This is a genomic window from Burkholderiales bacterium (assembly GCA_035560005.1).
GTDB lineage: Bacteria > Pseudomonadota > Gammaproteobacteria > Burkholderiales > Eutrophovitaceae > DASRFY01.
In genome coordinates this window covers 19,969-46,360 of sequence record DATMAN010000096.1, presented here as the reverse complement: position 1 = coordinate 46,360, position 26,392 = coordinate 19,969, and the positions used below count along the sequence as shown (strand labels likewise).

27 protein-coding genes are annotated in these 26,392 nt (G+C 66.6%); 6 read left to right on the top strand and 21 right to left on the bottom strand.

Annotated features, from left to right (window positions below):
* The first annotated feature begins 153 nt into the window (after nucleotides 1-153).
* A complete protein-coding gene (locus VNM24_15020; GenBank protein HWQ39892.1) occupies nucleotides 154-606 on the top strand; it encodes a thioesterase family protein in 453 nt (150 codons plus the stop codon).
* Here VNM24_15020 and VNM24_15015 read toward each other — a convergent pair.
* The gene (locus tag VNM24_15015) at nucleotides 593-1,570 is read right to left on the bottom strand and encodes a tripartite tricarboxylate transporter substrate binding protein (protein ID HWQ39891.1); all 978 of its coding nucleotides are present in this window, start codon (nucleotides 1,568-1,570) and stop codon (nucleotides 593-595) included. The genes VNM24_15020 and VNM24_15015 overlap by 14 nt on opposite strands.
* Nucleotides 1,567-3,477: a feruloyl-CoA synthase gene (locus VNM24_15010; protein HWQ39890.1), complete on the bottom strand. Its 1,911-nt coding sequence runs from the start codon at nucleotides 3,475-3,477 to the stop codon at nucleotides 1,567-1,569. Before VNM24_15010 ends, VNM24_15015 begins: the two co-directional genes overlap by 4 nt.
* A 258-nt stretch (nucleotides 3,478-3,735) precedes the next feature.
* Between VNM24_15010 and VNM24_15005 the strand changes: the two genes are divergently transcribed.
* Nucleotides 3,736-4,131: a cupin domain-containing protein gene (locus VNM24_15005; protein ID HWQ39889.1), complete on the top strand. Its 396-nt coding sequence runs from the start codon at nucleotides 3,736-3,738 to the stop codon at nucleotides 4,129-4,131.
* A 50-nt stretch (nucleotides 4,132-4,181) separates the two neighbouring features.
* A complete protein-coding gene (locus tag VNM24_15000) occupies nucleotides 4,182-4,475 on the top strand; it encodes an Mpo1-like protein (GenBank protein ID HWQ39888.1) in 294 nt (97 codons plus the stop codon).
* 94 nt (nucleotides 4,476-4,569) lie between these two features.
* On the opposite strand, the gene VNM24_14995 is transcribed toward VNM24_15000, so the two are convergent.
* From VNM24_14995 to VNM24_14980, 4 genes are all read right to left on the bottom strand, one after another.
* The gene (locus VNM24_14995) at nucleotides 4,570-4,719 is read right to left on the bottom strand and encodes a hypothetical protein (protein ID HWQ39887.1); all 150 of its coding nucleotides are present in this window, start codon (nucleotides 4,717-4,719) and stop codon (nucleotides 4,570-4,572) included.
* Between the two features lie 126 nt (nucleotides 4,720-4,845).
* A complete protein-coding gene (locus VNM24_14990) occupies nucleotides 4,846-5,514 on the bottom strand; it encodes a DsbA family oxidoreductase (protein HWQ39886.1) in 669 nt (222 codons plus the stop codon).
* Between the two features lie 53 nt (nucleotides 5,515-5,567).
* On the bottom strand, nucleotides 5,568-5,945 hold the full coding sequence (locus VNM24_14985; protein ID HWQ39885.1) for an STY0301 family protein: 378 nt from the start codon (nucleotides 5,943-5,945) through the stop codon (nucleotides 5,568-5,570).
* A 190-nt stretch (nucleotides 5,946-6,135) separates the two neighbouring features.
* Complete coding sequence (locus VNM24_14980) at nucleotides 6,136-7,545, bottom strand: di-heme oxidoredictase family protein (protein ID HWQ39884.1); 1,410 nt, start codon at nucleotides 7,543-7,545, stop codon at nucleotides 6,136-6,138.
* A gap of 41 nt (nucleotides 7,546-7,586) precedes the next feature.
* Between VNM24_14980 and VNM24_14975 the strand changes: the two genes are divergently transcribed.
* Nucleotides 7,587-8,618 (top strand): potassium channel family protein, encoded by a 1,032-nt coding sequence (locus VNM24_14975; GenBank protein ID HWQ39883.1) that lies wholly within the window; start codon nucleotides 7,587-7,589, stop codon nucleotides 8,616-8,618.
* 17 nt (nucleotides 8,619-8,635) lie between these two features.
* Nucleotides 8,636-8,767 (top strand): hypothetical protein, encoded by a 132-nt coding sequence (locus tag VNM24_14970; GenBank protein ID HWQ39882.1) that lies wholly within the window; start codon nucleotides 8,636-8,638, stop codon nucleotides 8,765-8,767.
* Nucleotides 8,768-8,780: 13 nt separating this feature from the next.
* Here VNM24_14970 and VNM24_14965 read toward each other — a convergent pair whose 3' ends face one another.
* The 8 genes from VNM24_14965 to VNM24_14930 form a co-directional block, all read right to left on the bottom strand.
* The gene (locus VNM24_14965) at nucleotides 8,781-9,803 is read right to left on the bottom strand and encodes a fumarylacetoacetate hydrolase family protein (protein ID HWQ39881.1); all 1,023 of its coding nucleotides are present in this window, start codon (nucleotides 9,801-9,803) and stop codon (nucleotides 8,781-8,783) included.
* Nucleotides 9,804-9,859: 56 nt separating this feature from the next.
* Nucleotides 9,860-12,778, bottom strand: coding sequence for an EAL domain-containing protein (locus VNM24_14960; protein ID HWQ39880.1), 2,919 nt, complete (start codon nucleotides 12,776-12,778; stop codon nucleotides 9,860-9,862).
* A 123-nt stretch (nucleotides 12,779-12,901) separates the two neighbouring features.
* Nucleotides 12,902-14,035: a phospholipase A gene (locus VNM24_14955; protein HWQ39879.1), complete on the bottom strand. Its 1,134-nt coding sequence runs from the start codon at nucleotides 14,033-14,035 to the stop codon at nucleotides 12,902-12,904.
* A 29-nt stretch (nucleotides 14,036-14,064) separates the two neighbouring features.
* A complete protein-coding gene (locus VNM24_14950) occupies nucleotides 14,065-14,850 on the bottom strand; it encodes a glucose 1-dehydrogenase (GenBank protein HWQ39878.1) in 786 nt (261 codons plus the stop codon).
* Nucleotides 14,851-14,895: 45 nt separating this feature from the next.
* A complete protein-coding gene (locus VNM24_14945; protein ID HWQ39877.1) occupies nucleotides 14,896-15,519 on the bottom strand; it encodes a YqgE/AlgH family protein in 624 nt (207 codons plus the stop codon).
* Between the two features lie 77 nt (nucleotides 15,520-15,596).
* Complete coding sequence (locus VNM24_14940) at nucleotides 15,597-16,862, bottom strand: serine hydrolase domain-containing protein (GenBank protein HWQ39876.1); 1,266 nt, start codon at nucleotides 16,860-16,862, stop codon at nucleotides 15,597-15,599.
* Between the two features lie 140 nt (nucleotides 16,863-17,002).
* Nucleotides 17,003-18,433, bottom strand: a complete 1,431-nt coding sequence (locus VNM24_14935) for an MATE family efflux transporter (GenBank protein ID HWQ39875.1) — start codon at nucleotides 18,431-18,433, stop codon at nucleotides 17,003-17,005.
* Between the two features lie 82 nt (nucleotides 18,434-18,515).
* Nucleotides 18,516-19,067 carry a DUF6806 family protein gene (locus VNM24_14930; protein HWQ39874.1) on the bottom strand — a complete coding sequence of 184 codons (552 nt, stop codon included), beginning with the start codon at nucleotides 19,065-19,067 and terminating at the stop codon, nucleotides 18,516-18,518.
* Between the two features lie 135 nt (nucleotides 19,068-19,202).
* Here VNM24_14930 and VNM24_14925 point away from each other — a divergent pair, with 135 nt between their 5' ends.
* Nucleotides 19,203-20,114 (top strand): DMT family transporter, encoded by a 912-nt coding sequence (locus tag VNM24_14925; GenBank protein HWQ39873.1) that lies wholly within the window; start codon nucleotides 19,203-19,205, stop codon nucleotides 20,112-20,114.
* 30 nt (nucleotides 20,115-20,144) lie between these two features.
* Here VNM24_14925 and VNM24_14920 read toward each other — a convergent pair whose 3' ends face one another.
* The 7 genes from VNM24_14920 to merA all read right to left on the bottom strand — a co-directional run bounded on the left by VNM24_14920 (nucleotide 20,145) and on the right by merA (nucleotide 26,257).
* A complete protein-coding gene (locus VNM24_14920) occupies nucleotides 20,145-20,585 on the bottom strand; it encodes a DoxX family protein (protein ID HWQ39872.1) in 441 nt (146 codons plus the stop codon).
* A complete protein-coding gene (locus tag VNM24_14915; GenBank protein ID HWQ39871.1) occupies nucleotides 20,573-21,382 on the bottom strand; it encodes a DNA-binding domain-containing protein in 810 nt (269 codons plus the stop codon). The genes VNM24_14920 and VNM24_14915 overlap by 13 nt, the downstream gene beginning before the upstream one ends.
* Nucleotides 21,360-22,190: a DUF692 domain-containing protein gene (locus tag VNM24_14910; GenBank protein ID HWQ39870.1), complete on the bottom strand. Its 831-nt coding sequence runs from the start codon at nucleotides 22,188-22,190 to the stop codon at nucleotides 21,360-21,362. Before VNM24_14910 ends, VNM24_14915 begins: the two co-directional genes overlap by 23 nt.
* 26 nt (nucleotides 22,191-22,216) lie before the next feature.
* Nucleotides 22,217-22,468 carry a DUF2282 domain-containing protein gene (locus VNM24_14905; protein ID HWQ39869.1) on the bottom strand — a complete coding sequence of 84 codons (252 nt, stop codon included), beginning with the start codon at nucleotides 22,466-22,468 and terminating at the stop codon, nucleotides 22,217-22,219.
* Between the two features lie 113 nt (nucleotides 22,469-22,581).
* Nucleotides 22,582-23,310 (bottom strand): DUF3379 family protein, encoded by a 729-nt coding sequence (locus VNM24_14900; protein ID HWQ39868.1) that lies wholly within the window; start codon nucleotides 23,308-23,310, stop codon nucleotides 22,582-22,584.
* 4 nt (nucleotides 23,311-23,314) lie between these two features.
* Entirely contained in the window at nucleotides 23,315-23,818 is a 504-nt protein-coding gene (locus tag VNM24_14895; protein HWQ39867.1) for a sigma-70 family RNA polymerase sigma factor, read from the bottom strand.
* A gap of 729 nt (nucleotides 23,819-24,547) precedes the next feature.
* Nucleotides 24,548-26,257 (bottom strand): mercury(II) reductase, encoded by a 1,710-nt coding sequence (gene merA, locus VNM24_14890; protein HWQ39866.1) that lies wholly within the window; start codon nucleotides 26,255-26,257, stop codon nucleotides 24,548-24,550.
* Nucleotides 26,258-26,392: the final 135 nt, after the last annotated feature.

The following is a 26,392-nucleotide window of genomic DNA, read 5'->3' as shown; positions in this document are numbered from 1 at the left end:
AGCCGCGAAAGACCCTCCCCGCCGATGCAGCGCGTAGCTGGCGGGCGCAGCCGCGTGTCGCGCGATGTCCCAGTGCTTCCATGAAGAACTCGAAGGCAACGAGGCAGACACCGTGCTGGAACTCAGACGCTCCAATGCGCACGATCGCAGCGCATGAGCAGTGAGCAAAGCCCGAGCCCGGCCAATCAGCGATACCGGGTGTGCGAATACGTGCGCTGGAGCGATGTCGATGCCAGCGGGATCATCCGCTGGAGCACATATCCGCGGTTTGTCGAACTGGCGGAAACCGAGCTGTTTCGCGCCGTGGGCTTTCCCTATGCGACGGTGTGGGACCGGCTGGACATCTGGCTGCCGCGCGTGCAGCTGCATCTGGACTATCGCCAGCCGGCGCGGCTGGACGAGCTGCTCGCTGTCGAGATCTGGGTGGGGCGTATCGGCCGCAGCTCGATCCGGCTCGATTTCTCGATGCAGAAGCCGGACGGCCCGCTCGCGGACGGTTACCTCGTCATGGTGGCGGTCGACCGCAAGACCGGCCGCTCGATCGACGTGCCAACCCCATTGGCACAGGCGCTGGCGCCTTTCATCGCTCCGCCTACTGGATCTTGACGTTGGCTCCACGCACGACGCGGCCGAACCTCGCCGAGTCGCTCTGGACCAGGTTGCGCAGTTCCTCGGGCGAGCTGGTGAGGATGTCGAGACCCTGTTCGCCGAATTTCGCGGCGACCTCGGGACGGGTGAGCGCCTCGACGAACGCTTCGTGCAGACGGCTCACGACCTGCGGCGGCGTGCCGGCCGGCGCGAACAACGCGAACCAGAAGTCCAGCTCGACGCCGGAATATCCGGCCTCCGCCATCGTCGGCACTTCGGGCAGCACGCGTGCGCGCTGCGGCGAGGCTGTGGCGAGCGCCCGCAGTCTGCCGGCCCTGACATGCGGCGCGCTAGTGATCACGGCATCGAAGAACAGGTCCACTCGGCCGGCGAGCAGATCGAGCAGTGCCGGCCCCGATCCTCTGTAAGGCACGTGCTGCAGCGTCGCGCCGACGCGCGCGGCGAGCATTTCTCCCAGCAGATGGCCACCCGTGCCTACACCCTGTGAAGCGAAGGTCAACGGCTGTGTGCTCGATCGCGCGAGCCGTGCCAGGTCGGCGACCGACTTCGCCGCGCTCGCTTCGGGAACGACCAGCACGTGCGAGGTGGACATCATCAGCGTGATCGGCTGGAAGTCCTTGAGCGGGTCATAGGGCAGGCTCGCGTAGAGGTGCGGATTGACCGCGTGCGTACCCGAGTGTCCCATGAACAGCGTGTAGCCGTCGGGCGCCGCTTGCCTGGCGAGCTGCGCGCCGATGATGCCGGCGCCACCCGGCCGGTTGTCGACGATGACCGGCTGGCCGAGAGCCTGCGCGACTTTTTCTCCGACCACGCGGGCCACGGGATCGGTCACTCCGCCCGGCGGAAAGGGAACGATGAGGCGGATAGGCTTTTCCGGAAAGGTCTGCGCCTGTGCCTGTGCCGCGGCAACCGCCATCTGCACGACGAAGAGCGCGCTCGCCGTACGCGCCAACGCGCTCATCTTGGGGATCTCCCGGGTCGCGCGCACAACACGCGATTCGAAGGCGGTTCGGCGTACAGTTCTTCCACCAGCGCGGCGCGGCGTTCCAGCACCGCGCGCTGGTTGATCGAGCCCTTGTCGGTGATCTCGCCGGCATCGATCGAGGGTGGCTCGTCGAGCAGCAGCGCGCGCTCGATGCGTGTGGCGCTGCCGGTGGCTTCGCGCGCCAGTTGGTCGAGCAGGTCCTGAAACCGGGCGCGCACCGCCGGGTGCGACAGCACTGCGCCGGGCGGCGCGTCCTGCGGGAGCCGCGCGCACAGCGTGCGGCACTGGTCGAGGCGGGGCAGCACCAGAGCGCCGATGAAAGCGCGGTCGTGACCCGTGATCACCACATCCTGTGCCAGCGGCGCGGCGGCGGCGATGAAGCGCGCCCGCAGCGGCCCGACGCTCGCCCAGGTTCCGCTCGAGAGCTTGAAGTCTTCGGCGAGGCGGCCGTCGAAGACAAGACCTTTCTCCGGACGCTCGCGATCGAGCAAGCGCACCGCGTCACCCATTCGGTAGTAGCCCTCTTCATCGAAGGCCGCGCGGGTCAGTTCCGGCTGCCGCCAATAGCCCGGCGTGACGTTCGGTCCGCGAAAGCGCGCTTCCAGCTTGTCGCCGGCCGGCACGAGCTTCATCTCCTGTCCGACCACCGGCAGGCCGATCACGCCCGCGCGCCCGCTGTCCCAGTTCGCGAGCGTGGCGAGCGGCGCGGTCTCGGTGGCGCCCAGCCCGGTGATCCACAGGATGCGCTCGCCGCAGGTGGCGACCGCCAGTTCGTCGAAGGCATCCCACACCGGTTGCGGAAGGCCCGCGCCGGCGTAGAACAGCATGGCCACCCGGCTGAAGAACGTCCTGCGCAGGGCTGCATCGCGCTTCAACCACGCGGCCAGCTCCTCGTAGCCGCGCGGCACGTTGAAGTAGACGGTGGGCGCGATCTCGCGCAGATTTCGCACCGAGCGGTCGAACAGCCCGGGCAGCGGTTTGCCATCGTCGATGTAGAGCGTGCCGCCGTTGTAGAGCACCAGGCCGAAATTGTGATTGCCTCCGAACGTGTGGTTCCAGGGCAGCCAGTCGACGATCACCGGCGGCGTCTCGCACAGCAACGGCAGCGCGGTGGCGAGCATTACCTGGTTGCTGCACAGCATGCGCTGCGTATTGATGACGCCCTTGGGCTGGCCGGTCGAGCCCGACGTGAACAGAATCTTGGCGATCGCATCGGGGCCTGCTGCGGCATGCAGCCGGTCGACCGCCTGTGTGGGCGTGCGCGCCGTCAGATCGCCGAACAGCGTAGCGGCATGGCCGGGAACCGGCCGCTCGCAGACGATGAGCTCCGCATCGCGGGGGAGCGCCGCCGCAATCGCCTTTGCGTATTGCGCACCGTCCGCGGCGAACACCAGGCCGGGCGTGAGCTGGTCCAGGATGTAGCGCAGCCTGGCGTGATCGGCCGAGACCAGCGAGTACGCCGGGGAAATCGGTGCATAGGGCACGCCGATGTGCATCGCGGCGAGGGCCAGCAGGGCATGCTCGATGCCGTTTTCCGACAGGATGGCGATCGGGCGCTGAGCGGAGAGATCGCGCTCGGCCAGTGCCTGCGCGATCGCGCGCACCTGATCCAGCGTCTGCGCGTAGGTCAGGCAGCGCCATTGGGCGTCGGGGCCGCGCTGCGCGATGAACACGCGTTCCGGCGTCTTGCGCGCCCAGTGGACGAGCCGCTCGGTGAGTTTGGCCGGATACGGCGGCAGCGCATGAGGCGAGCGCGCGAGGATCGAACCGTCCTGGCGATACTCGAAGATCGCCTCGGCGGGACCCAACGCGACCCTGCGTACCGGCGCGGACCGGGCCGTGGACGAAGCCTGCGCCGGGGGGTGGTTTTCGACGCCGCGCACCGGAGTCACTGGCCGTTGCCGCGACCGCCAGGCGCGTCCGATCCGCTGCAAGTGTGCGCGAGAGACACAGACATACTCGGCTCCTCGCTGTCGAGGATTGTCGTCGGGCGCCGACCGGGAAGCCCGGACTGCATCGACGCGCAGCAGTCTACCCGATGAGCCGCCGGTCCGCCGCAGCGGCCCGCATGCGGGCCCGGCGCCGTCGATCCTATAATCCCGGGATCGTTGGCGAATGGCGCACCCGGCGAAGGAGGTACCGTGAGCGACTTTGGCACTACGCGGGTCGCGGCGACGCACAGCGAGGTGGCGCCGGATGGATCGGAAGTGCGCCCCTTGCTGAGGCTCGCGGCCGGGAGCATGGCGCATTTCGCGCTCGCGCCCGGGCGGACCTCGAAGGCGGTCGCGCATCGAACAGTCGAGGAACTCTGGCTGGTCCTGTCCGGGCGCGGCGAATTGTGGCGATGGCGGGAAGGACGCGAAGAGGTCGTGGCGCTGGAGCCAGGAGTCTGCGTCAGCATTCCTCGCGGGACCCGCTTCCAGTTCCGTTCGCTCGGGCGCGGGGCCCTGCATATCGTCGGGGCGACAATGCCGCCGTGGCCCGGCGCGCACGAAGCCGTGCCGGTCGAAGGCCGCTGGCGACCGACCGTGGCGTAGCGGCGGATGGCTCCGGTCGTGCACGAGGCCCTAACCCCGGGCAGGCGAGCATGAAATCCGTCGATCCGCGGATCGAACGCTATGCGCGCAGCCATCGCCATCCGATCAACCGGCTCTGCCATACGATCGGCATCCCCCTGATCGTGCTCTCGATCGTGCTGTTCGCCGCGGCTATTCCGGTGAAGAAGCTGTGGCTGCCCGCTGCCGTGCTTTTCGCCTTGGGCTGGGCATTGCAGTTCGTCGTGCACTGGGTCGAGGGGAAGCCGCCGGAATTTCTCCGCGACTGGCGTTTCCTCTTCGTGGGCTTGCAGTGGTGGCTGGCGAAGATCCGCGGACGGGTGTGAGGGAGAAAGGCTGCCCGCGGGCCGTGCTTTGGCGCGCGCAAAAACGAAAGAGCCCCGCGCGTGCGGGGCTCGAGGTCATCGGGCTTGCGCCGGCTCAGACCGGAACCGGCTCATCCATCGGTTGCGGCTTGCGCTGATCGCCTTTCGCTGCAGCCTGCTCCTTCCGTTTCTGCTCCTCTTCCTTCTTCTTGAGCTCTTCTTCCGCGATCTTTGCCCAGTAGAGGGCCTCGAACTCAAAGCACATGGCGAACCTCCTTCCACGGAATTGTGAGACGTTTGTTCCCGGTCGTGCTTTTGTTCTTGTCGGGCAAGATGCTACGCCCGCGTAGCGGCGGATTCAACCGTCTGCCTCCTCCCGGTGGCAGATGGTTTATTGCGTTGCAGCAGCCCGACACCCGGGCGCGGCGCGCTCCATCGCTTCGAGCAGCACCTCGGGCGGCTGGGCGCCCGATACCGCCAGGCGTTCGCCAAAGATGAAGAAGGGCACGCCCTCGATGCCACTGTCGCGCGCGTGTGCGTCCTGGCGCACGACCAGCGCGCGATCCTCGTTCGAGACGAGATAACGCCGTGCGTCTCCGCGAGCCATGCCCGCGCGCTGCGCCAGATCGGCCAGCGTCTCCGGGTCGGTGAAATCTCTGCCCTCCAGAAAGTAGCCGGCGAACAGCGACTCCGCCATCGCGTCCTGGATGCCCAGTTCGCCGGCACGGTGCATCAAGCGGTGCGCGTCCAGTGTATTGGGCTGTACTTCAATGCGATCGAAGGCGAACGCAATGCCGGCTCGCGCACCGGCCGCCGCCACCCGCGCGTAGATTTCCGCAGCGCGCTGCGGCCCGCCAAACTTGCGTGCGACGTACTGCGCGCGTGGCGTTCCCGAGGCCGGAAGATCGGGGTTCAATTGAAACGGATGCCAGCGGACCACCGGTGCAGGCGCCTCGTAGTGACGTTCGCGGTACATCGCGAGCGCCCGCTCCAGATGGCGCTTTCCGATGAAGCACCAGGGACACACCACGTCGGAGAGGATGTCAATGCGCAAGGTCATGGGATATCGAGCGCCGGGCGAGGCCGAGCGAGTTCGGGCGGACCGAGGTAGAGCTATTTGCAGTACATTCGCCGCGCCGGATGACCGCCGACCGCGTTCACGCGCAGGTCGAACGCCGCCTCGCACAGCAGCACTCCCGGCGGCAGTGCCGTGTACAGTCGTGCGTTGGTCTGTTCATAACTGCAGAGCAGGTAATAGCTGCGGCGGTTCTCGCGCAGCCGCCACTTCACCATCAGCGTGCCGCCAGTGCTCGTGCGCGAAGTCGGAGGCACTACGCGGTCCGGCGGCAACCCATCGTACAGGGTCACGCCGATGAGGCGTGCCGGGCGGTCCGCATAGCTGACCTGCCATTCGCCCGACGGCGGCACGGCGCGCTGCTCGACGTTGAGTACGTCGGGGCAGGACACCTCGGCGGCTGCACTGGCGCTCACCGCGAGCGCCGCCGCACCGAGAAAGCCGCGAGGCCCTTTGCCGCGGAGCGCACGCAGGGCGGAAAGAAAAGAAGCAAACCGAACCACCGTTGGTTGACGAACCATATCGCGACCGCTCCCGGAGCGCACCTTCGATCATTCGCCAGAGGGATGGGACATCTCCCGCGTGCCCTCCGTGAAGGCCATTTTGCTAGAGAGAGCGCAGGAACGCGAGCAGCGCTTCGCGTTCCTGTCGCTGCATGGCGACGAAGGCGTCGCGGGAAACCCGTGCCTCGCCGCCGTGCCAGAGGATGGCTTCTGAAAGACTGCGGGCACGCCCGTCGTGGAGATAGGTCGCATTGCCGTTGATCTTGCCGGCCAGCCCGATTCCCCACAACGGGGGCGTGCGCCAGTCGCGCGGCCCGGCGCGGTAGTCGGGTCTTCCGTCGGCGAGTCCTTCTCCCATGTCGTGCAGCAGCAGGTCGGTGTAGGGATGGATCACCCGCCCGGCGATCTGCGGCAGCGGCGGGTACGTGCCGGTCTTCAGCGCCGGGACGTGACACACGGCGCACCGCGCCTGCTCGAACAGGCGCTCCCCGCGCAGCACGACGGGATCGTCGCGATCACGTCGCGGCGGCGGTGCCAGCGCGCGCAGGTAAAACACCAGCGCGTCGAATCGCGCGTCCGGGATTTCCGGCGAGCCGACCGACGGGACGGCCGCGCACATCGGCCGCTGCGCTTGCGTGCAGTTCTCGACCGGAAAGAAACGGGAGGTCACGCCGATGTCCTCGATCAGCGCGGTGGCCGCCTGCTGGGCAGCCGAAGGCTGGTTCGCCTTGTGCCCAAAGCGGCCGAGCACGCTGCGGTCTTGTTCGAGATCGCGCACGTAATTTGGCCGGCCCTCGAATCCCGCCTCGCGTTGCCCGGCGGCGAGTTCCAGGACCACGGCCTCGGGAACGGACTCGAGCAGTCCGAGGCCGAACACCGGCGGCGCCACGCGCGCCGACGTAAGCGTCGCTTGCTCGAGCGGACCATAGCGCAGGCCGCCCACTTGCAGCCGTGGTTTCCGGAGCCAGACCGTTTCACCTTCGGAGAGCCTCACGGCCCGCTCGTCGTAGTCCACGTGTGCATGGCCTTCCTCCGGCACCTTGCCGAGCACACCGATCGCTTGCAACTGGAGGCCGTAGACCGGGTGCGGAAGCGGACCGCCGTGAGGGTCCGTGCCTGGGATCGAAAGCCGCACCAGCCAGGATTGCATCGGCATGCCAGCCCGCTCCGGCGCGCGCCCGCGCCCGGTGCCGGCATGGCAATCGGTGCAGGCTTCTGCGTTGGAAAACGGCCCGCGTCCCCACTCACCGCCGATGTGAAACGGCACGACCCAGCGCTGGCCGAACTCGGCCCTGCCCAGCTCGAACAGCGCGCGCTGCGCCTCGGTCAGATCGGAGAGCGGGCGCACAAAGGCATCCGGCTCCGATGCGCCGAGGCCGCCGGAAGTCGTCGCCGGAGCGCGGTGATCGGCCGCGCCCAGACTCAACGTGGCGAGCGCGGCGACGGCCGCAAGGGCGCAAAGCGTCCGCGCCACCGCTGCGCACGCCGGCTTGAGGCTTCTCTGTACGTTCATGCTCTTCTATGATGCGCGCAGGCCAGACCAGACAGCAACGCATGCCGCAGACTCCTGCATCGACGTCCCCGCGCCGCGCGCGGCGCGGGCAGCTGCTCTACGTCAAGGCCGAGTGGACGCTTGCGTCACGCCTGCTCCTGGTCCTCGTCCTCTTCGGCGTGGTGATCGCGGTGCTCTGGTTGGACCGCGACGGCCTGAAGGACCATCTCGACGGTCACCTCTCTTTCGCCGACATCGTGTACTTCGCCGTGATCACCATCACCACTGTCGGGTACGGCGACATCGTTCCCGTGGCGAGCCACTCGCGGGTGATCGACGCGTTGTTCATCACCCCGGTGCGCATCTTCATCTGGCTCATCTTCCTGGGCACCGCCTACCAGTTGGTGATCCAGAGAGTCGTGGAGGAATTCCGCATGTCCAGACTGCGAGACCGCCTGAACGGCCACATCATCATCTGCGGTTTCGGTGAAACCGGACGGGTCGCGGCAAAGGAGATCGTCGCCAAGGGCACGGCGCCCGACCGGATCGTGGTGATCGACATTTCCGAGCAATGTCTGCGCGAGGCCGCGGATCAGGGTTATATCGGGCTGCACGGGGATCCGACCCACGAGCGCGTCCTGCGCGATGCCGGCGTCGAGAGGGCCCGGGCCGTGATCGTCAGCCTCGGGCGCGACGACTCGACGGTGCTCACGGTCCTCACGATCCGCAGTCTGACGAGCACGACCAGGGTGATCAGCGTGGTGTGGGAGGACGAGAACGTGAAGCTGATCCGCCGGGCGGGCGCCAACGCCACGGTCATGCCGTCGCAGGCCGGCGGTTATCTGCTCGCCGATGCGGTGTCGCACAGTTTCGTGACCGACTATGTATTCGACCTGCTCACGTCCGGGGGCCGCGTCGCGCTGGTGGAGCGCAAGCCGCACCCCGATGAGGTAGGAAAATCGATGCGCGAACTGGAGCGCGGGCTGGTGGTGCGGCTCTACCGCGACGGACAACCGATCGGGTTCTGGGAGAGCGCCCGCAACCGCATCGAGCGCGACGACCTGCTGCTGGTCATCGAACCGGGTCCGCTGTGAACGCCCGAAGGAGCGCGATGCGCGCGCCGAGGCGCACGCCGCGGCTGGCGGGCTATACGCGATGGCTCGCCCGTCACCGCGCCGCCGCGCGGCCCGCCTTCGCGCTGGCCGCGGCCGTGGCGACGCTCGCCGCCGGATTCCTGCTCTGAGGCGCGCGGGCCGTCACGCCAGCGTGACGGTCAATTCACCCAGGCCCCGCACTGCGCAGGTCACCACATCCCCCGACTTCAGCCACACGCGGCTGCCCTCGGGCTTGCCGGCGATGACGCCTTCCGGCGTGCCGGTATAGACGATGTCGCCGGGTTGCAGGGTCATGTGGCGCGAGATGTAGCTCACCAGCTGTGCACAGTTGAACACCATGTCCGCCGTGTTCGAAGACTGCCTGCGCTCTCCATTCACGTCGCACCACAGGTCCAGCGCGTTCGGATCGGGCACGAGATCGGCCGTCACCATCCAAGGGCCGAGCGGGGCGAAGTCGTCGCAGGTCTTGCCGAGCATGAACTGCGAGGTGACGCGCTGCAGATCGCGGGCCGAGAAATCGTTGCCGGTGCAGTAGCCGGCGACATGAGACAAGGCCTGCGCCTCGGGCACGTCCCTGGCGCGCCTGCCAATCACGATCACCAGTTCCACTTCGTGGTCGAATTCCCTGGCCACCGCGCTGGGCAGCCTGAGGATGCCGCGATGTCCCATGAGCGCGTTGTTGTACTTGCTGAACAGGATCGGGGTCTTGGGCACCGCCTGTCCGACCTCGGCGGCGTGCCTGCGGTAGTTGAGCCCGATCATGACGATCTTTTCCGGCTGGGTGAGCGCGGGCCCGAACTGCACCTTGTCCTCCGCGAAGAAGTGGCGGCGCAGGCGGTTGTCCAGGATCGCGTGCGCGACCACCTCGTCCACGGCGCGGCCCCCGCCGTATGCGAACAGTTCGTCCAGCGTGGAAGGCACGGCCACGCCGAGCGCGTTGCCCGCCTCGACGACGTCGAGCACGCCTTGCGAGGTGCTGCAGGCGAGGTGCCATTGGGCGCCGCGACGTATCGTGCCCAGGGCTTTCCGGGTCGGCAGATCCGGTTCGGCCTGCCGGGCGCGTGCAGCGCACGCCGGCACGCCGAACGCGGCGCCGGGGGCAGCGGCCGCGACCGTCCCGGTCAGCCCGGCCGTGCGCAAAAAGCGTCTGCGGTTCTCTTGCATCGTCCCCTCCCGATCGGTCTTGTCCGGCAAGTATAGCGGCCGGTCCGAGGCACGCCCTACGCCGCCCAGGTCGAGGTGCGCCGCCAATGCGGCATCTCCTCCGCGGGGAAGGGCCGGGCGATGAAATATCCCTGCGCCGAATCGCAGCCCAGATCGCCCAGCCGGTCGAGGACCTCGGCACTCTCCACGCCTTCGGCGGTTACGCTGAGCCCCAGGTTGTGGGCCAGATCGATGGTGGAGCGGACGATCAGCGCGGAACTCTCGTTGCTCAGCATGTTGGCCACGAAAGCCCGGTCGATCTTGATGACGTTGACCGGAAACTTCTCCAGATAGCCGAGCGAGGAATAACCGGTGCCGAAGTCGTCGATCGCGAGCCGGAAACCGATGTCGCGCAGCGCCTGCAGCAGCTTCAGCGCCCGCGCCGGATCGTCCATCAGGGCGCTCTCGGTGATCTCCAGCTCGATCGCGCCGGGTTCGAGTTCCAAGGCCCTGCAGGTCTGTTCGGCGTGCCGCACCAGTTGGGGGTCACGCAGATTGCGCGCGGAGATGTTCACCGCCAGCGGGCAGTCGAGCCCGCTTTCGCGCCAGGCCGTCATCTGTCTGGCCGCGGTCTCCAGCACCCAGTAGGTGAGCGGACGGATGAGCCCGGTGCGTTCCGCGAGCACCACGAACTCGCCGGGTCCGATCGGCCCGTATTGTTCATGCGTCCAGCGCGCCAGTACTTCCGCGCCGCACAGGCGCCGCTCGGCGATCGCGATCTTGGGTTGCACGAAAAGGGTCAGATGCCCTCTTTCGATCGCGCGCCGCAGATCGCTGGCCAGCGCCAGGCGCCGCGCCGTGGCTTCGGGCGGCTCGGTCGGCCCGACCTCGTACGGGTTTCCGGTGCGCTTGGCCAGGCCGCAGGCGGTCGTGGCCCGGCTGATCAGCAGATCGGCCGTGGCGCCATGGGTCGGGAATACCGCGATGCCCGCGCTGGTGCGGATGTCGAGTTGCAGCCCCGCCAGCTCGAAGGGCGCGTCCAGCGCCCGGAGCAATCGTTCGACGGCTTCGGTCGCCGAAGCGGCGTCCATCCTGGGCAACAGTACGCCGAACTCGTCTTCGCCGAGGCGGCACACCGTAGCCTCCCGCGCAGACGCTTCCTTCAGCCGCCGCCCGATCTCCCGCAGCAACTGGTCGCCCTGGTCATAGCCGAGCGCTTCGTTGACGTCGGAAAAGCGGTCCACGTCGAAGGCGGCCAGGGCGAACGAGCAGCCGTCCTTGCGCGCCATTTCGATCTGCGCTTCCAGGTTCTGGACCAGTTGTGTGCGGTTGGGAAGCTCGGTCAGCGCGTCGTGGAAGGCGAGGTGGCGGATCCTTTCGTTGGCCTGGCGCTGCCGGTCGCGCAACCGCAACATCGCGATGCCGAACGCGAGATCGAGCGCGTTCTCGCGCAGGATCTCGACCTCTTCCTCGTCGAAGGCATCGGCTTCGGCCGCGTAAATCGAATAGGCGCCGATCACGCTGCCCTCGACCACCAGCGGGAAGGCGATCCCGGACAAGAAACCGCGCTTGAGGGCTTCCTCGCGCCATGGCGCAACGCGGGCGTCGCTGCGGATATCCCTGGTGTACGAGGGCTGCCCGGTACGGATCGCGGTGCCCGCAATGCCCATACCTTGCTCGCTGTCGGCCCAGCTCGCCCGCAAGCCGGCGAGGAATCCGTCGTCCACGCCGTACCAGGCGACCGGCCGGATCGACTTGCGCTCGTCGTGCTCCGCGTAGCCGACCCAGGCCATTCGATAGCCGCCCACCTCGACGGCAACCCGGCACATCGACACGCACAGCTCGTGCTCCTCTTGTGCCTGCAGGAGGCTGCGGTTGCCCTTGCTGACGGTGCGCAACGCGCGCACGCTGCGGCGCAGACTCTCGGTCAGTTGTGTGAGCCGCGCCTCGCGCGATTCGATGCCGCCCGCCATATCGTCGAACACGCGGGCCAGTCGTCCGAACTCGTCATTGCCGTGGGCCAGGCCGGTGCGCGTCCCGACCTTGCCTTCCCCCAGGGCGCGTGCGGCCTCGCTGATCGCCTGCAACGGTCTTATCACGAACACGCGCGCGCCCCACACGGCCAGGACCACGGTCATGGTTGCGACGAACAGCAGCACCAGCAGCGCCGCGGAGAACTCGCGCCGGACCGGCGCGAGCGCGGCGTCGCGGTCGGTGCCGATCCGGATGTAGAGCGAGGTAGTCGTGCCGGTGTGGATCGGTGCATAGGTCCACAGCCGCGTCACGCCGTCCGGGTCCGGCGCCTCGAAGGGCCGGCGGGCGGAGTCCCTGATGACCTCGTGCAGCCGCGCGAGTTCGGGCACCTTGTTGCCGATGACTTGAGGCGCGGGGGGCACACGCGCCAGGATCGTGCCTTCGCTGTCCACCGCCGTCAGGACGACGTCGGGAGGCAGTTGCACGGCCCGGGCCAGTTCACCAAGCCACGAAAGGTTGATGCTGACGAAGATGACGCCTTGGCTTCGGCGGCGTTCGTCGAGTAGCGGATAGGCGAGGTTGAGGCCCGGTTGGCCCGTGATGCGGCCGATCTGATAGTCGCCCACCGAAAAGCTGCGCGTTTCCATCGCGCGCCGGAAGTACGACCGATCCGCGAGGTTGACCCCTTCTGGCACCCTCAGCGCGCTGCAGAACACGCGGCCGTCGGCGCGGATCACCCCGAGGTTCGAATAGGACCGATGACCGTCGAGCACTCTCGAGAGCAACCCCTCGCAGTCCGATCGGGAACGCAACCGGTTTACTGCGGGAATCTGCGCCAGGGTTTCGAGCACGGTCCGCCCGGACTCGATGATCTTCTCGTGCTCCTTGGCGGCCAGCCGCGCGAGCTGCAGCGCATTGCCGTGCACCGAGGAGAGCACATCGCTGCGGCGTTCCCAGGCGTTATGCAGGATCAGGCCGACTGCGGGCGCGACGCTCAGCGCGATCAGAAACAGCAGTCGCACTCGAAGCGTCAGCGCAGGTTGCAACCTTGCGGTCACTTGCCGTCCATCGCTCTTTGTCTCCTCGACCTGTTCTGGCGAATGGTGCATCGGATGCCAAGTGCATGCAAGACGCCGCGCTGCGCGCTACCAGCGCAGCCCGCGGGTCACCATCAGCCCGACGCGAAACTGCGAGCGCAGCTTGCGGTCGTAATCGATCAGGCTCTCGCCGTAGCCGTTGAAATACTGCAGGTGCAGATAGCCTCCCAGGTTGCCGAAAGTCGCCACCCGCAGCGGGTAGGAGGCGTCCACCTGCACGCTGCCGGAGTCCGACGCGAATCCGCGGCGCAGCGTTGCGTCGAACAGCCAGCCGTCCTCGCGCCCGAGGCGCACGAGAAAATCCACGTTGCCTCGATAGCGGTCGATTTCCGGATTCTCTTCCTTGTCCAGATAGTGATAGATCTTCGGGGCCAGTGTGAGCTGATACTCCCGGGCGAGCGGGAAGGTGAGGGCCGGGCGCACGAACACGATGTTGATGCTGCGCGAAGCCGTGCCGTCCTTGCCGTTCGATTCATGCTCCAGTCCAGCCTGCAGGCCCAGGCGCGAGCCGGCGAATGGCCATTGCGACACGTTCTCGTCGAGGAAGAAAACGCCGGGCCGGTAGCTGGAGTCGCGGAACGGCTTGGAGGAAGATTCGAGGTCCCAGAGCGAAGACTGGGAATAGGCGAGATAGAGCTTTTCGAGCAGTGCGATGCGGGTATTGCGATTGAAGACGCGAAACTTCAGGCTCACCTGAAAGCGCGCATTGGTATTGGCCCTCGTGCCGATCGAGAAATAGATCGGTTCGTAGGGCGACAGCGCACTGGTCAGACGGGAGAAGTCTCCGGCTGGGCCCTCGCCTGGCACGACGTGGACTGCCACGGCATTGGCTGGAAGATCGATGGGGCGCAGCACCAGGTCTCCGGCCAGCGCTTGCGGCGCGCTGCCCGCGTAGCGGATGCGCACGTAGCCACCGCCCGGGATGGCAACGCTCGGCTGGCTTGTGTCCTCCCGGGCGAGCGTGACGATCCGCTCGCCGTCCGCGACCAGAACCTTCAGGTTCAGATGCGCGGGTGGGGCATAGTGGATCGTCTCGGTCGAGTCGTTGGTGGCAACCAGCACGATGGAGAAAGATCCTCCGGCTGCGGCCTCTTGCGTCCCGGGGAGCAGGGACAGCTCGAGTGCATGCAGGGGTGCGCCAGCGAGCAGAAAGAGCAGCAGCGCGAAGGTGCGCGACGGCATGGGCGGCCGCGTGCGCTGCTCTCCCGATCCTACAGCTCGATCGGCCAGTTGATGCCGGCCGTGATGCCTCCGTCGACGCGGATGGTCTGTCCGGTGATGAACGCCGCGGCCGGCGAAGCCAGGAAGATCGCGGTGCCGACCAAGTCCTTCACGTCGCCCAGCTTGCCCATCGGCGTTACTTCCTCGGCCCATTTGCGCATGTGATCCTGCGCCCATAACTTCTCCGAGAGCGCGGTGGGAAAGAAGCCGGGCGCGATCGAATTGACGCGCACGCCGTGCCTGCCCCATTCGGTGGCCATCGCGCGGGTCATCGTCAGGACCGCCGCCTTGCTCATCGCATAGGGGCCCACCCCCGTGAGCGGCGCGTAAGTGTTGAGCGAGTCGATGTTGATGATGCACCCCTGCCTGCGGCCGATCATTTGGCGCCCGACCGCCTGCGCGAGCACGAAGGCACCGCGCTGATTGATGCCGACGATCCAGTCGTAGTCCTCGGTCGTGTAGTTCTCGATCTTCATGCGTTTGTTCACGCCGGCGACGTTGAGCAGGGTATCGATGCGGCCGAAGGCCCTGACTGTCTCGTCCACCAGCCGCTGCACGTCCTGGGGTCTGGACACGTCGCAGACCACCGCCTTGACCGGGCTCGCGCCGACAGAGATTTCCCTGGCTGTCTTTTCCAGCGTTTCGCGCTCGCGGCCGGCGATCACCACTTGCGCGCCGCGCGCTGCGAATCCCTCCGCCAGCGCGCGCCCGATGCCGCGGCTCGCGCCCGAGGCCAGCACGATCTGTCCCTCGACCGAAAACAGCCTGTCTTCCATTCTCTCTCCTCAATCCGGATAACGACATGAACCACGCACCGTGGTTCAAGATCTGTTCTCGACGGCAGCGCGGGGCAGAGTGGCGCGTTCGAAGAGCTTTTCCCACATGCTCTCGACCGGCATGTCGAAGATCACTCCGGCATCCACGGGCAGCACGTACCAGCTGCCGCCGCTGATCTCGCTCTCCAGTTGCCCGCGCGCCCAGCCGGAATATCCGGCGAAGAAGCGCTGGTGCGGGACCGGACGCTCTTCCTCAAGCAGCCGCTCGAGGAGCTGTCCGTCGCCGCTGAAGTAGATGTCCTCCGTGACCCAGAGCGCGCGCACCGGCGCTGGCGTCATGCGAAACACGAACAGCAGGCCGTCGGGCTCCAGAGGTCCGCCGAAATGAATGATGTCGCTACGTCCCTGGCGCTCCGGCCTGTCGGGCCAGATCGAGCGCAGCTCCACGCCGCTCGGCCTGTTGAGAATGACACCCATGGGTCCACTGTCCGGGGGAAAGGTGACCAGCACTACGCTCTGCGAGAAATTCGGGTCGAGCAGTAACGGGTGCGCCACGAGCAGGATCGCTTCGCGCGACGGCGCCTCGTCCTGTGCCCGAGCCAATGTTGCGATCGCGCCCAGCGCCAGGAGCCAGGCAAGCATCAGGGTGCGGGCGGCGATTGCGAGCATTCGGGTCTTGTCGCGCCGCCCGGGCGAGGGCAGAGCGCGCGCGAGGGGCGAAGAAGGAAGCAACGTTGAAGGACCGTCTACTGGATGATGGCCTGATAGACCGTGTTGCGCAACAAGACCCGATAATGGTTGCGTCGCGCGGGCTCTTGCGACATGTAGGTCACGGCGAGATTCGCTTCTGGATCGATCCAGAAATAGGTGCCGGCGTAGCCGCCCCAGAAGAATTCCCCGACGGAGCCGGGCCACTCCGACATGCCGACCTCCAGACGCGTGGCGAAGCCGAGTCCGAAGCCGTAGCCCGGTCCCGGGAGATAGTTCGTGCCCTTCGCGATTTTCTCGTGGAGATGGTTCGAGGCCATGTACTCGACGGTGCGTGGCCCGAGGATGCGCACCCCGTCAAGCTCCCCTCCGTTCAACAGCATCTGCGTGAAGCGCAGGTAGTCTCCCGCCGTGGACACCAGCCCGTGGCCGCCGGCGAAGAACGTCGCCGGCTGGCGCACGTCGATTAGCTCGGGAACGGTGCCGGTGTACTTGTCCGGGATCGGCTCCGCGAGGCGGGCGTGCTTGCCGGCAGGCACGTGGAAGGCGGTGTCGTTCATCCCCAGCGGCATGAAGATCCGCTCGGCGAGAAATCGGTCGAGCGGTTTGCCGGAGACCACTTCGACCACCCGGCCGAGCACGTCGGTCGAGTGGCCATATTCCCACGTGGTGCCCGGCTCGTGCTGCAGCGGCAGCTTGGCGAGCGCCTTGCAGAAATCCTCCAGGATCCATTTCTGCGACCACAGCCCGGCGTCCTTGTATAGCCTCTGCACGGCGGTCCTCTGCACGAACGCGCCGTAGGTCAGTCCGGAAGTGTGACGCAGCAGGTCCTGCACCGTGATCTGGCGCTTGGCATCCACGCGCGTGAACGTCGGTTGCCCGGCGGCATCGGTGCCCTCGACACCGACTTTCATGTCCTTGAACTCCGGGAGGTACTTCGAGATCGGTTCGTGCAGCCCGAGCAATCCTTCCTCGACCAGGATCATCGCCGCGACGCTCACCACCGGCTTGGTCATCGAATAGATGCGGAAGATGGAGTCTTCCTTCATCGCAACGTTGCGGGCCTTGTCCTGCCAACCCAGCGCCTTCGCGTAGGCGAGCTTGCCGTCGCGCGCGATCATGATCACCGCGCCGGGCAGTTCCCCCGAATCGACTGCACGCTGGTACACGGCGGTGAGCCTCGCGAGGCGCTCGGGTGAAATACCCACGTCCTGGGGGGCGGTCTGCGGCAGCGGCGCGGCGGCGAACGCCGCGCACGCCGCCCAGAGGATGGACATAAATGCGATGCGGATGGGTATCGTCATGAGTCCCCCTGTCGAAGCGTGTGGTGCCGCGTGGCGGCGTTATCTTAACCGCTTGCCCTGTCTCGCGAAACACATCTGCATCGAAATCCGGCGCGCGGAAATTGCATCGTGGCCGCAGGTTCGGCTGTTCGCGCGAGGAATCAGCGAGGCAGAGCCATGCGGCGCCAGGCGCCGGAGCGCCAGCGCAGCCAGACCGCCAGACCGAGCGCGGCAGTGTAGAGCAGCGCAGCCGCCCAGCCGCCGACCGCGCCCCATCCGAATTGCGGAAGAAAGTCCACCCAGCCCGCGCCCTGCGGAAAGATCAGCATGTGCGACAAGGGCACGAATCCGAACCAGGCCAGCACGATGATCATCGCGGTGGGCACGCGCATGTCGCCCGTGCCGCGCAGGCAGAACTGTGCGCCCAGGTTCAGCCCGTCGAAGATCTGGTATCCCGCCGCGAACCACAACAGGGCACGCCCCAGGGCGACGACGTCCGCGGCCCGTGCGTCGTCGGCTGCCATGAACAGCGGAAGGATCCACGGTCCGGCCAGCGCCAGGAAGACGCTGACACAGCCCATATAGGTCACGCACAGCCCGATGATGGTATTGCCCACGCGCGCCGCCCAATCGTGATCGCCGGCGCCGATCGATTGGCCGACCAGCGTGGTGCCGGCGAGGGCGAACCCCATGGTGGGCATGTAGGCGATCGAAGTCAGCATCATCACGATCTGCGAAGCGGCGCCGCCGACCGCGCCGAAACCCGACTGCATGAGCTGGAAAGCCGCCAGGGCGCCGACGTCGATTGCCGGAAAGATCCCCATCGGCAGGCCGACCAGCACGAGATTTCGCGCGAGCTTTGCGTCGAACGCAAGGGCTGCACGGGTGGAGAACTCCCGGTCGACGCCGCGGCTTGCCAGAAGCAACGCTGCGACCATGGCCGCGGCGAACAACGCGGTGGTCGTTGCCCATGCCGCACCGGCCACGCCCCAGCCGAACTCGAAGATGAACAGCTGATTCAAGCCGGCGTTGAGCACCGCGGAGAAGGTCATTACGCCCAAGGTGACCTGGGTGCGGCCGATGCCGTTGAAGAAGCCGGTCAGCGCCCAGACGGCCAGCGCCAGCGAGCCGCCCAGCATGCGCGGGAACCAGTAGGCCACCGCCTGAGCGTGGATAGCGGCGGGAAGATCGAACGGGCCGATCAGCGCTTCTCCGGCGAACGCCACGGCGACGAACAGCGGGGTCGTGAACAGCACGGCCCACAGACCGTTCCACGCCGCGCGCGCCGCGCGCGGGTGGTCTCCCGCGCCGAAGGCCTGTGCCACGAAGGTCTGCACCGCGAGGGCTGCCCCACCGGCGAGCAGGATCGCCACGATGGTGAGCCAGTACACCGCACCGACCGCGGCGAGACCCTCGGTGGACAGCCGGCCCACGAACCACGTATCGGTGAGATTGAGTACCGCCTGGATGCTGGTATTGGCGACGAGCGGTAGCGCGAGCGCGATGACGGCCCGCACATCCACGCTCCGGCTTGCGCCGACCAGGCGCACGGCGGGCAGGCGCGCGTTCGCGCCGCCGATATCCCTCTTCATCGTCTGGTCGGACACCCGTCCCCGGCGCGCGCCGCCGGGGACGCCGGCGCAAACCTTCCGCGCCGGCCAGGCTGGCCGCGATTCAGTGCAGCTGCTTGCGGCCGATCGGCGCAGCTTGTTCGTCGGAGGACTGCTGCTGCGATTCGTCCTCCGCCGACTGCCAGTGGCGCTCGAAGAGCTGGTCGACCAGCGCGAGCACCTGGCCGGTTTCCGCCTCGCTGAACTCGCGGCCGAGCAGGTGCCGGAGGTCTTCGAACATCCGCCGTCGGCGGGCCTCGTGAATCGCCTCCGCGGTCGGACCGACGAACATCACGTCGAATTCGTCGCGTCCGTCGGCGTGATAGTAGGTGATGTCGAAAGAAGCGGCCTCTTCGCTGTACGCGTTGAGCGCCTCGAGCGCATCACCCAGGATCTGCCGGAAGCTGCGTCCCACGTCGCCGGTCCAGCACACATCGAGCACCCGCCGGCGCCGATCAAAGACGATTCCAGGCTCGTCCGGATGCACGCTCTTGGCGTCCCCCAGGCTGTCTTCGTCGATGTAGTCGAGCCAGGGCCGCAGAGCGGCCTCGATCTGAGCCGTACTGGTGCCGGCCTTGAGCAGGACCGTTCCGTGAACATGAACTTCGACTCGCATGATGAGGGCTCCGTCTTTCGAAAGGCTGTCCGAGCGCCGGTCTGCTGGCAGGGAGGCGCAATTCTAGCGCTTTTGGAGGGCGATTCCGAGGGTCGGTTAGAATCCGCGTCCTTCGCTTCTTGACCGGCGCATTCCTTGTTCTCCTCGAGCCTTGCCCGGCTGCGAGCCTCCAGCGCGCAGGCCCGGGCCGTGCTGTACATGATGGCGATGGTCACCTGTTTCTCGGTGCTGGAGACGACCGCCAAGTTCCTGAGCCGCAACTACCCGGTTCCGATGATCGTCTGGAGCCGCTACTTCGTCCACACGGCCCTGATGGTGCTGCTGCTTGCGCCACGGCTGGGACTCGGCCTGGTGCGCACCGCGCGACCGGGTGGACAGTTGGTACGCGCGGCGCTGCTGATGGGCTCGACGCTGTTCAACTTCGGGGCGCTCAGCTTCCTGCCGATGGCGGAGGTCAAGGCCATCAGTTTCGTTTCCCCGCTGCTGGTGACGATCCTCGCGGTCTGGCTGCTGTCCGAGCAGGTCGGCCGGAGCCGGTGGATCGCGGTGGCCGCGGGATTCGCCGGCGTGCTTTTCATCGTTCGGCCAGGCAGTGCGATGTTGCAGTGGCCGGCGCTGCTCGCGCTCGGTGCGGCATCCTGCTACAGCCTGTACCAGATCATGACTCGCAGGTTCAGCGCCACACAGCCGCCGATGGTGACTTTCTTCTACACGGCGGCGGTGGGCTGCGTGCTGATGTCGCCGATCGTTCCCTTCTTCTGGGAAACACCCCAGCTTCGTCACTGGCCGCTGTTCATGCTGCTGGGTGTGGCGGGAGGCGCCGGGCACTACGCGCTGATCAAGGCGATGCAGCTGGCCGATGCGTCGTTTCTCTCGCCGCTCGGCTATGCCCAACTCCTCTGGGCTACGCTGTTCGGCTTGCTGGTTTTCGGAGACTTTCCCGACGCACCGGCCTTCCTGGGAATGGCGGTAATCGTGGCGAGCGGCCTTTACGTGGCGCTGGGCCACCGTCGCAAGCCGCGGGAACCGGAAACGGCGATCGAATGAATCCCGGAACCTGCGCGCCGGGCACGGGCCTCAGGGGCGCTGCGCGCGCTCCACTCGCCAACGGATGAGATGGTCCACGGATAACTTCCCCGGCCCGTGGAACAGCGGCACCAGCAGCAGGAAGCCCCAGTAAAAGTGATCCTTGAATCCGCCTTCCGACAAACCCGGATAGGAGATCACCGCGACGTAATTGAACACGAACAGCACGAAAGCGCTGAAGCGACCGGCCAGCCCGACGGCAAGCAGTACCGGGAAGATCAGCTCGACGGCGGTAGCGAGCCAGGCCGCCACTGCGGTCGGCAGCAGCGGCACGGCGTACTCGTACTCGAACAGCACCAGTGTGGTGTCCCAGCTCGCGATCTTGGTCAGCCCGGACTTGAAGAAAACATTTGCCACATACAGCCGGATGCCCAGGTCCAGCACCGGAGCGGCGAAATTCAGCCAGCGGGCGATGGCCGTCACGAACCGCATCGATTTGTTCCACATGGCTGGACTCCGTTGGTGGGTTCAATGAACACATCGACGACGACCTCGCGCTCCACGAGACGGCGCAGGCAGCCATTGACGTCGAGCGTGGAGTCGACCGCGAGCGCCTCTTCCACTGCACGGGCGAGCTGCGCCCCGCGCATGGCCGTATCGACAAGAGCGTATTCGCCGGCACACAGGGCCAGGATCACCACGTCGTAGCCCGCTCGGAACACGAGGAGCCGGGCTTCGCCCTCGTCGAGACTTACCGTGTCGTCGCCGCGATAGTCGGGCTGATTGACCTGCCAGATGCGATGCACCGGGTAGCGCGAGCGCAGCAGCCGGGCGGCGGGCTGAAACCCCAGGCGCAGCTGCGGCCACTGTGCCGCCGGAATCGCCGCCAGGCGCGAGCGGTCGAGCGGCTGATGATCGGCAGCGTGAAATGCCTCGTGCCAGAGCCACTCCAGCCGCGCGACGTCCGCAAGGTAAGGCAGCGACGCGGCCGGTTGGAACGATGCCAGAAACAGGGGAAATTCCGCGCCATAGCGGTGCAGATCGCCGCTCGCAGAAGGGTAATCCCGCACGAAATGGCGGGCGGCCTGGGCGAAGAACCGCTCGCCGGTCAGGCGCTCCACGACCGGATACACGGCGCGCAGCGCCTCCCCGAGATTGGCGAACACCGTGGCGCGATAGATCGAAAAGCGCCCGGCGTCCTGCGCGACGATCGGCTCCGGCGCCTCGTCGGCGGAAAACAGACGGCCGAGAAACCCGGCCTGCAGCTCAGGCAGCGAGTGAGCGCGCATCGCACATGACCTGGTCTGCTTTCGCCGCCTCCGCCAGCAGCACCGGCAGTTCGGGCAGATCGGTATCCCACTCGATGAGCGTGGGGCGATCGCCCAGACGGGCGATGGCGCGCCGATAAAGCGTCCACACGGCGGGATGCACCGCGCGGCCGTGGGTGTCCACCAGGCATTCGCCGGTGTCCTCGTGACCGGCTAGATGGATCTCTTCGATCGCCGCGGCTGGAACGGCGTCGATGTAGGCCTCCGCGCTGAAACCCTGGTTCACCGCGTTCACGTAGACGTTGTTGACGTCGAGCAGCAGGCCGCATCCCGTGCGTCGGTGCACCTCCGCGAAGAACTCCCACTCGGGAATCGTCGAATACCGGAAGCGCACGTAAGCCGAAACGTTCTCGACCAGGATGCGCCGCCCGAGACGCTCCTGGACTCGGGCGATGCGCGAGCACACGTGCGCCAGCGCCTCTTCGGTGCAGGGCAGCGGCAGCAGCTCGTTGGCGTAGCGCCCGCCATAGGAACACCAGCACAGATGCTCGGAAACGAAGGCCGGTTCGTAGCGCTCGATGAGCCGCTCGAGCGCGGCAAGATGCTCATCGCTGAGCGGGTCGACCGATCCGAGCGACAGCCCCACGCCGTGCAGGCTCAGGGGGTAGAGCTCGCGGGCCTTGCCCAGGAAATAGTGGGGCTGGCCGCCCGCGCCGAAGAAGTTCTCGCTGTGAACTTCCAGGAAACCCAGCGCCGGGCGCTGTTCGAGCAGCGCCCGGTAGTGCGGCGCGCGCAAGCCGATCCCCGCGCGCGCCGCGCGGGCAGGCACCACCCGGGAACGAGGTCCCGGCGAGATCACTTCTTGACGAGGATGCCGCCGACGATCTTCTCGCACGTCCCCTTGGGCAGATAGATCCAGGCCTCCTTGTCCCCGTCCTTCTTCGACGTGCCCGCGCACGACGAGTTGGCAGTGCCGCAGTCGTTCTTGCCGGCCTTGACGATGCCGGCGCATTTCTCCATGTCCTTCTGCGCGAATGCGGGCTGGGCAGCCCCCAGCGCGAGCAGGCTGGCGATGGCGGAATGGACGATCAGGTCGGTTGCTTTCATTTGCTCTCCTCTGGTCAATGGTTGCTACAGTCAACGGCACGCCGGCCGCTCAAACGGATAGACAGGCGCTGCGCCCAAAAGCTTACATCCGCGGCCGCCGCCACAGGCACTCGCTAGACTTCCCAGTGGATGCGCGCCCGGATCGGCTCTTCGACCTTCACGGCCCGGTCGGGCGAGTCCGCGACGATGCCCAGGCTGCCACCGCGCAGCGGCAGGATAACCACCGCGAAGCCCTCCCGGGTGAGCGGATCGCGCAGGCTGGCGCGGCGCTCAGGCATCAGAATCAGCGTCGCCGGGCCATGCGCCGTCTGCACGAACACATGATGAGCGAGCGCACCGTCGATCGGGCACTGACCGAGATGCCGGATCTCGCCGATCGGCCCGCTGAGCGTGCTGCCGTAGCTTGCCAGAGCTTGCGCCAGTCTCGCGGGGTCAACGTGTTCCTGCGCCCGCAGCACCTCAGGCTCGGACAGCACATGGGCCACGAAGCTCGCGGCCAGCGCTTGCCTGGAAGACTGCACCTGGATCTGCTGGTAGCCGATGATCGCCGACAGCCCCAGCACCAGACTCGCCGCCAGTGCCAGCGTCGGGCGAAGCGGCCAGAATCGCCATGATCGAACGGCCGGGTTGGGCGCGGAGGACTCTCGATGGTGCAGAACGATCTGGTCCGCGAGACCCTCCGGCACCGGTACGGCCACTACCTGCTGCAGCTTGCGCTCGAAGGCTTCCAGTTCTTGCACGAAGCTCGCGCAGTCCGCGCAGTCGCGCAGGTGCGCGACGACCTCGGGCCGTGAAGCCTCTGGCGTGGCCAACTTGATTCTTCGCAGAGTCAGGCAGTCCATGGTTTCAACCCTTTTCCCTTGCCGGTACGGCTTGTGGTGTCGGCGTGGACATGCGTTGCAGCATTTGGCGGGAGCGAGTCAGGCGCGTCATGACGTTCTGCTCGGTGATGTTCATCATCTCGGCGATCTCGCGGCAACTGAAGCCGCCCAGCACCTGAAGCACGAGCGGCTCTCGGTAGTTTTCAGGCAGCGTCCTGAGCAACGCGTCCAACTCCACCTTTTCAGACGGATTGCCGGACGCCGGCGAGTTCAACTCGTCCAGCTCCACGTCCTCCATCGGCAGCTGCCTGCGCTGATGGACCCGAACATGTTCATTGCGCAGAATGGTAAACAACCAGGTCTTGATCGCACCTGGCTCCCGGAGGGCATTGCGCGCCTTCCACGCGGCGGCGAATGCCTCCTGCACCAGGTCCTGAGCCTGCCAGCGGTTGCGGCACAGCCAGTAGGCGAATCGAAACAGATCGGAAGAATAGGCGCGCACTGCCATCTCAAATGCTGCCTGGTCCATGCCGCGGATTCCCTGAACCGGAAGGATTGACGGGATATCCGCAGATATACGCGGCGTCCGATCCTGGCGGATGCGTGACTTTTCCGGTGGCGGCCAGGTGCCGTGCAGCGCGGCAGTCAGCGTAGACATGCCTTACGCCCGGATTCCAAAAACGGCTGCCGAGAACGAACCCGTTGAAATAGCCATCGCGGCAGCCGCAACCGCCCGGATACTCTTGACAACGCCCATCGGAAATCTCCTGTCAAAGTGTCCCGGTGTATTCAACGGCTTGCCGGTACATCTCCCCCTGGGAACCGCCACGAGCTTCTCCGGTCCGGAAAGCCCGGTGCTTCTGATCCAATAGACACCGCGGGAGGCGAAGACCTTACTTCTCGACCTCGCAGGGTGCGTCCGGCGGGAGCCCTGTCCCGTAGTCGGTTGCTGCTGGGCCGTCAATGAGCGCTTGACGACGCTTGTTGGCCTGGAACATGACCATGATCGGGTTCGATCCGATGTGTTCGGCAAGGGGAAGGGCTTTGGCCCCCTACTTGACCAGTTCGATGCAGGTCGCGTCGAACAATCGATAGCCACCGGCGGTGGCACCGCAAGCTTGTACCAGCCCCATATCAAGGTAGACCCGCACCCGGTGAAGGCTCAGCCCTGCTTTGTGTGCTGCTTCGGCGATGCTGTACGTCCGTGCGGCACCGGATCGCATGCGTGTCATGGCGCTGCACGTGAGCCGTCGAGCTTTCACCCGGCGCAGCAGGACAGCTGTTTCACGTCCTTGGTGAAGGTCTGCGCGCAAAGCTTCAGTCCCTCGGCCATGACGAGATACGGAAACATCTCGTTGCCGATGTCCTGCACGGTCATGCCGTGGCGGATCGCCAGCGCGGCGATCTGGATGATCTCGCCAGCCTCGGGCGCGAGGATCTGGGCGCCGAGCAACCGGCCGCTGTCTCTTTCCGCGACCAGCTTGATGAACCCGCGGGTGTCGAAGTTCGCGAGCGCGCGCGGCACGTTGTCGAGCGTGAGCGACCGGACTTCGATCTGCAGACCCTTCCCGCGTGCCTCCGCCTCGTTCAAACCGACGGTCGCGACCTGCGGATCGGTAAAGACCACCGCAGGCATGGTCGACAGGTCGAGCGCCGATTCCCCACCCGTCATATTGACGGCCGCCCGAGTGCCACCGGCCGCCGCCACATACACAAACTGGGGGTGGCTGGTACAGTCTCCGGCTGCGTAAATGCCGGGCACGCTGGTTTCCAGACGATCGTTCACCTCGATCGCGCCGTTCTTGAGCGTCTTGACGCCGATGGCCTCCAAGCCGAGGTCGGCGGTGTTCGGCCGGCGTCCCGTGGCAACCAGCAGCCGGTGGCCCGCGAGCGTTTTGCCCTCGCCCTTGATCTCGAAGCGGCCGTCGCGGTGGCTGACAGACTGCGTCCTGAAGCCGGTGTGAACCTCGATGCCTTCCGCCTCCAGCGCCTCGCGCAGGCCTTGACTGATGTCCTGGTCCTCGATCGGCAGCAGTCGGTCCAGCAACTCCAATACCGTGACCCGTGCGCCCAGGCGCCGGAAGGCCTGCCCCAGCTCCAGGCCGACCACGGAGCCGCCGAGTACGATCAGGTGTTGGGGAATTTCTTCGGCGACCAGTGCTTCGGTCGAGGTCCAGAACGGCGTTTCCTGGAGTCCGGGAATCGGTGGCACCGCCGGCGCCGCGCCGGTCGCAATCAGCACGCGGTCCGCGTGGATCTCTCGCTTTCGTCCGGCTTCCTCCTCAACCTCGATGACCTTCGGCGCTTTGAAGCGGGCGCGTCCGTGCAGCAAGGCGATCCCAGGGTTGGCATCGAGAATGCCCTGGTATTTGGCCTGGCGCAGTTCATCGACGCGCGCCTGCTGCTGCGCCAGCATCCTGCGTCGGTCGACGGCAAGCGCATGGCGCCCCACGCCGTCGAACGGATGACCTTGGGCTTCGTGCACGATGTGTGCCGCGCGGATCATGATCTTGGAAGGCACGCAGCCCACGTTGACGCACGTGCCGCCCAGTGTGCCCTGCTCGATCATGGTCACGCGGACGCCTTCTTCCGTCGCCCGGATGGCAGCCGCGAAGGCCGCGGAACCGCTGCCGATGATCGCGATATGCTCCGGGCGCTGCGCCGGCCGTCGTGCTTGGAGTACAGACAGCCCTTTTGCAACGTCGAGCGCCTTTCCGATCAACGACTCCGCGTGGCGCGGTTGCCTGTTGCGCACTCTTGGGCCAAGCAACTCGGCGCCATAACCCGCTGCGCGAACCGCGGCAACCAGAGCGTCGGTCTCTGGTGTCTCGCCTGCGACATGAGCCGTGCCTTCAGGATACGAGACCGCCACGTTTGTGACGCCGGGCACCGTCTTCAGTGCGCCTTCGATGGTGCGCGCGCAGTGATCGCAGGTCATGCCGGTGATGCGAAGTTCGAGCGTCTTCATGTTCGGATTACTCCAATTGGCTGCAATACGTCACGGTAACGCGTCACGTTCACCCGCTGGCCGATGTCAAAGGTTTCATCGAGCGTCAGCAAAAACGTCGCGGGATGGCGAAGCGTCCGGTGCTCACCCGCCTGG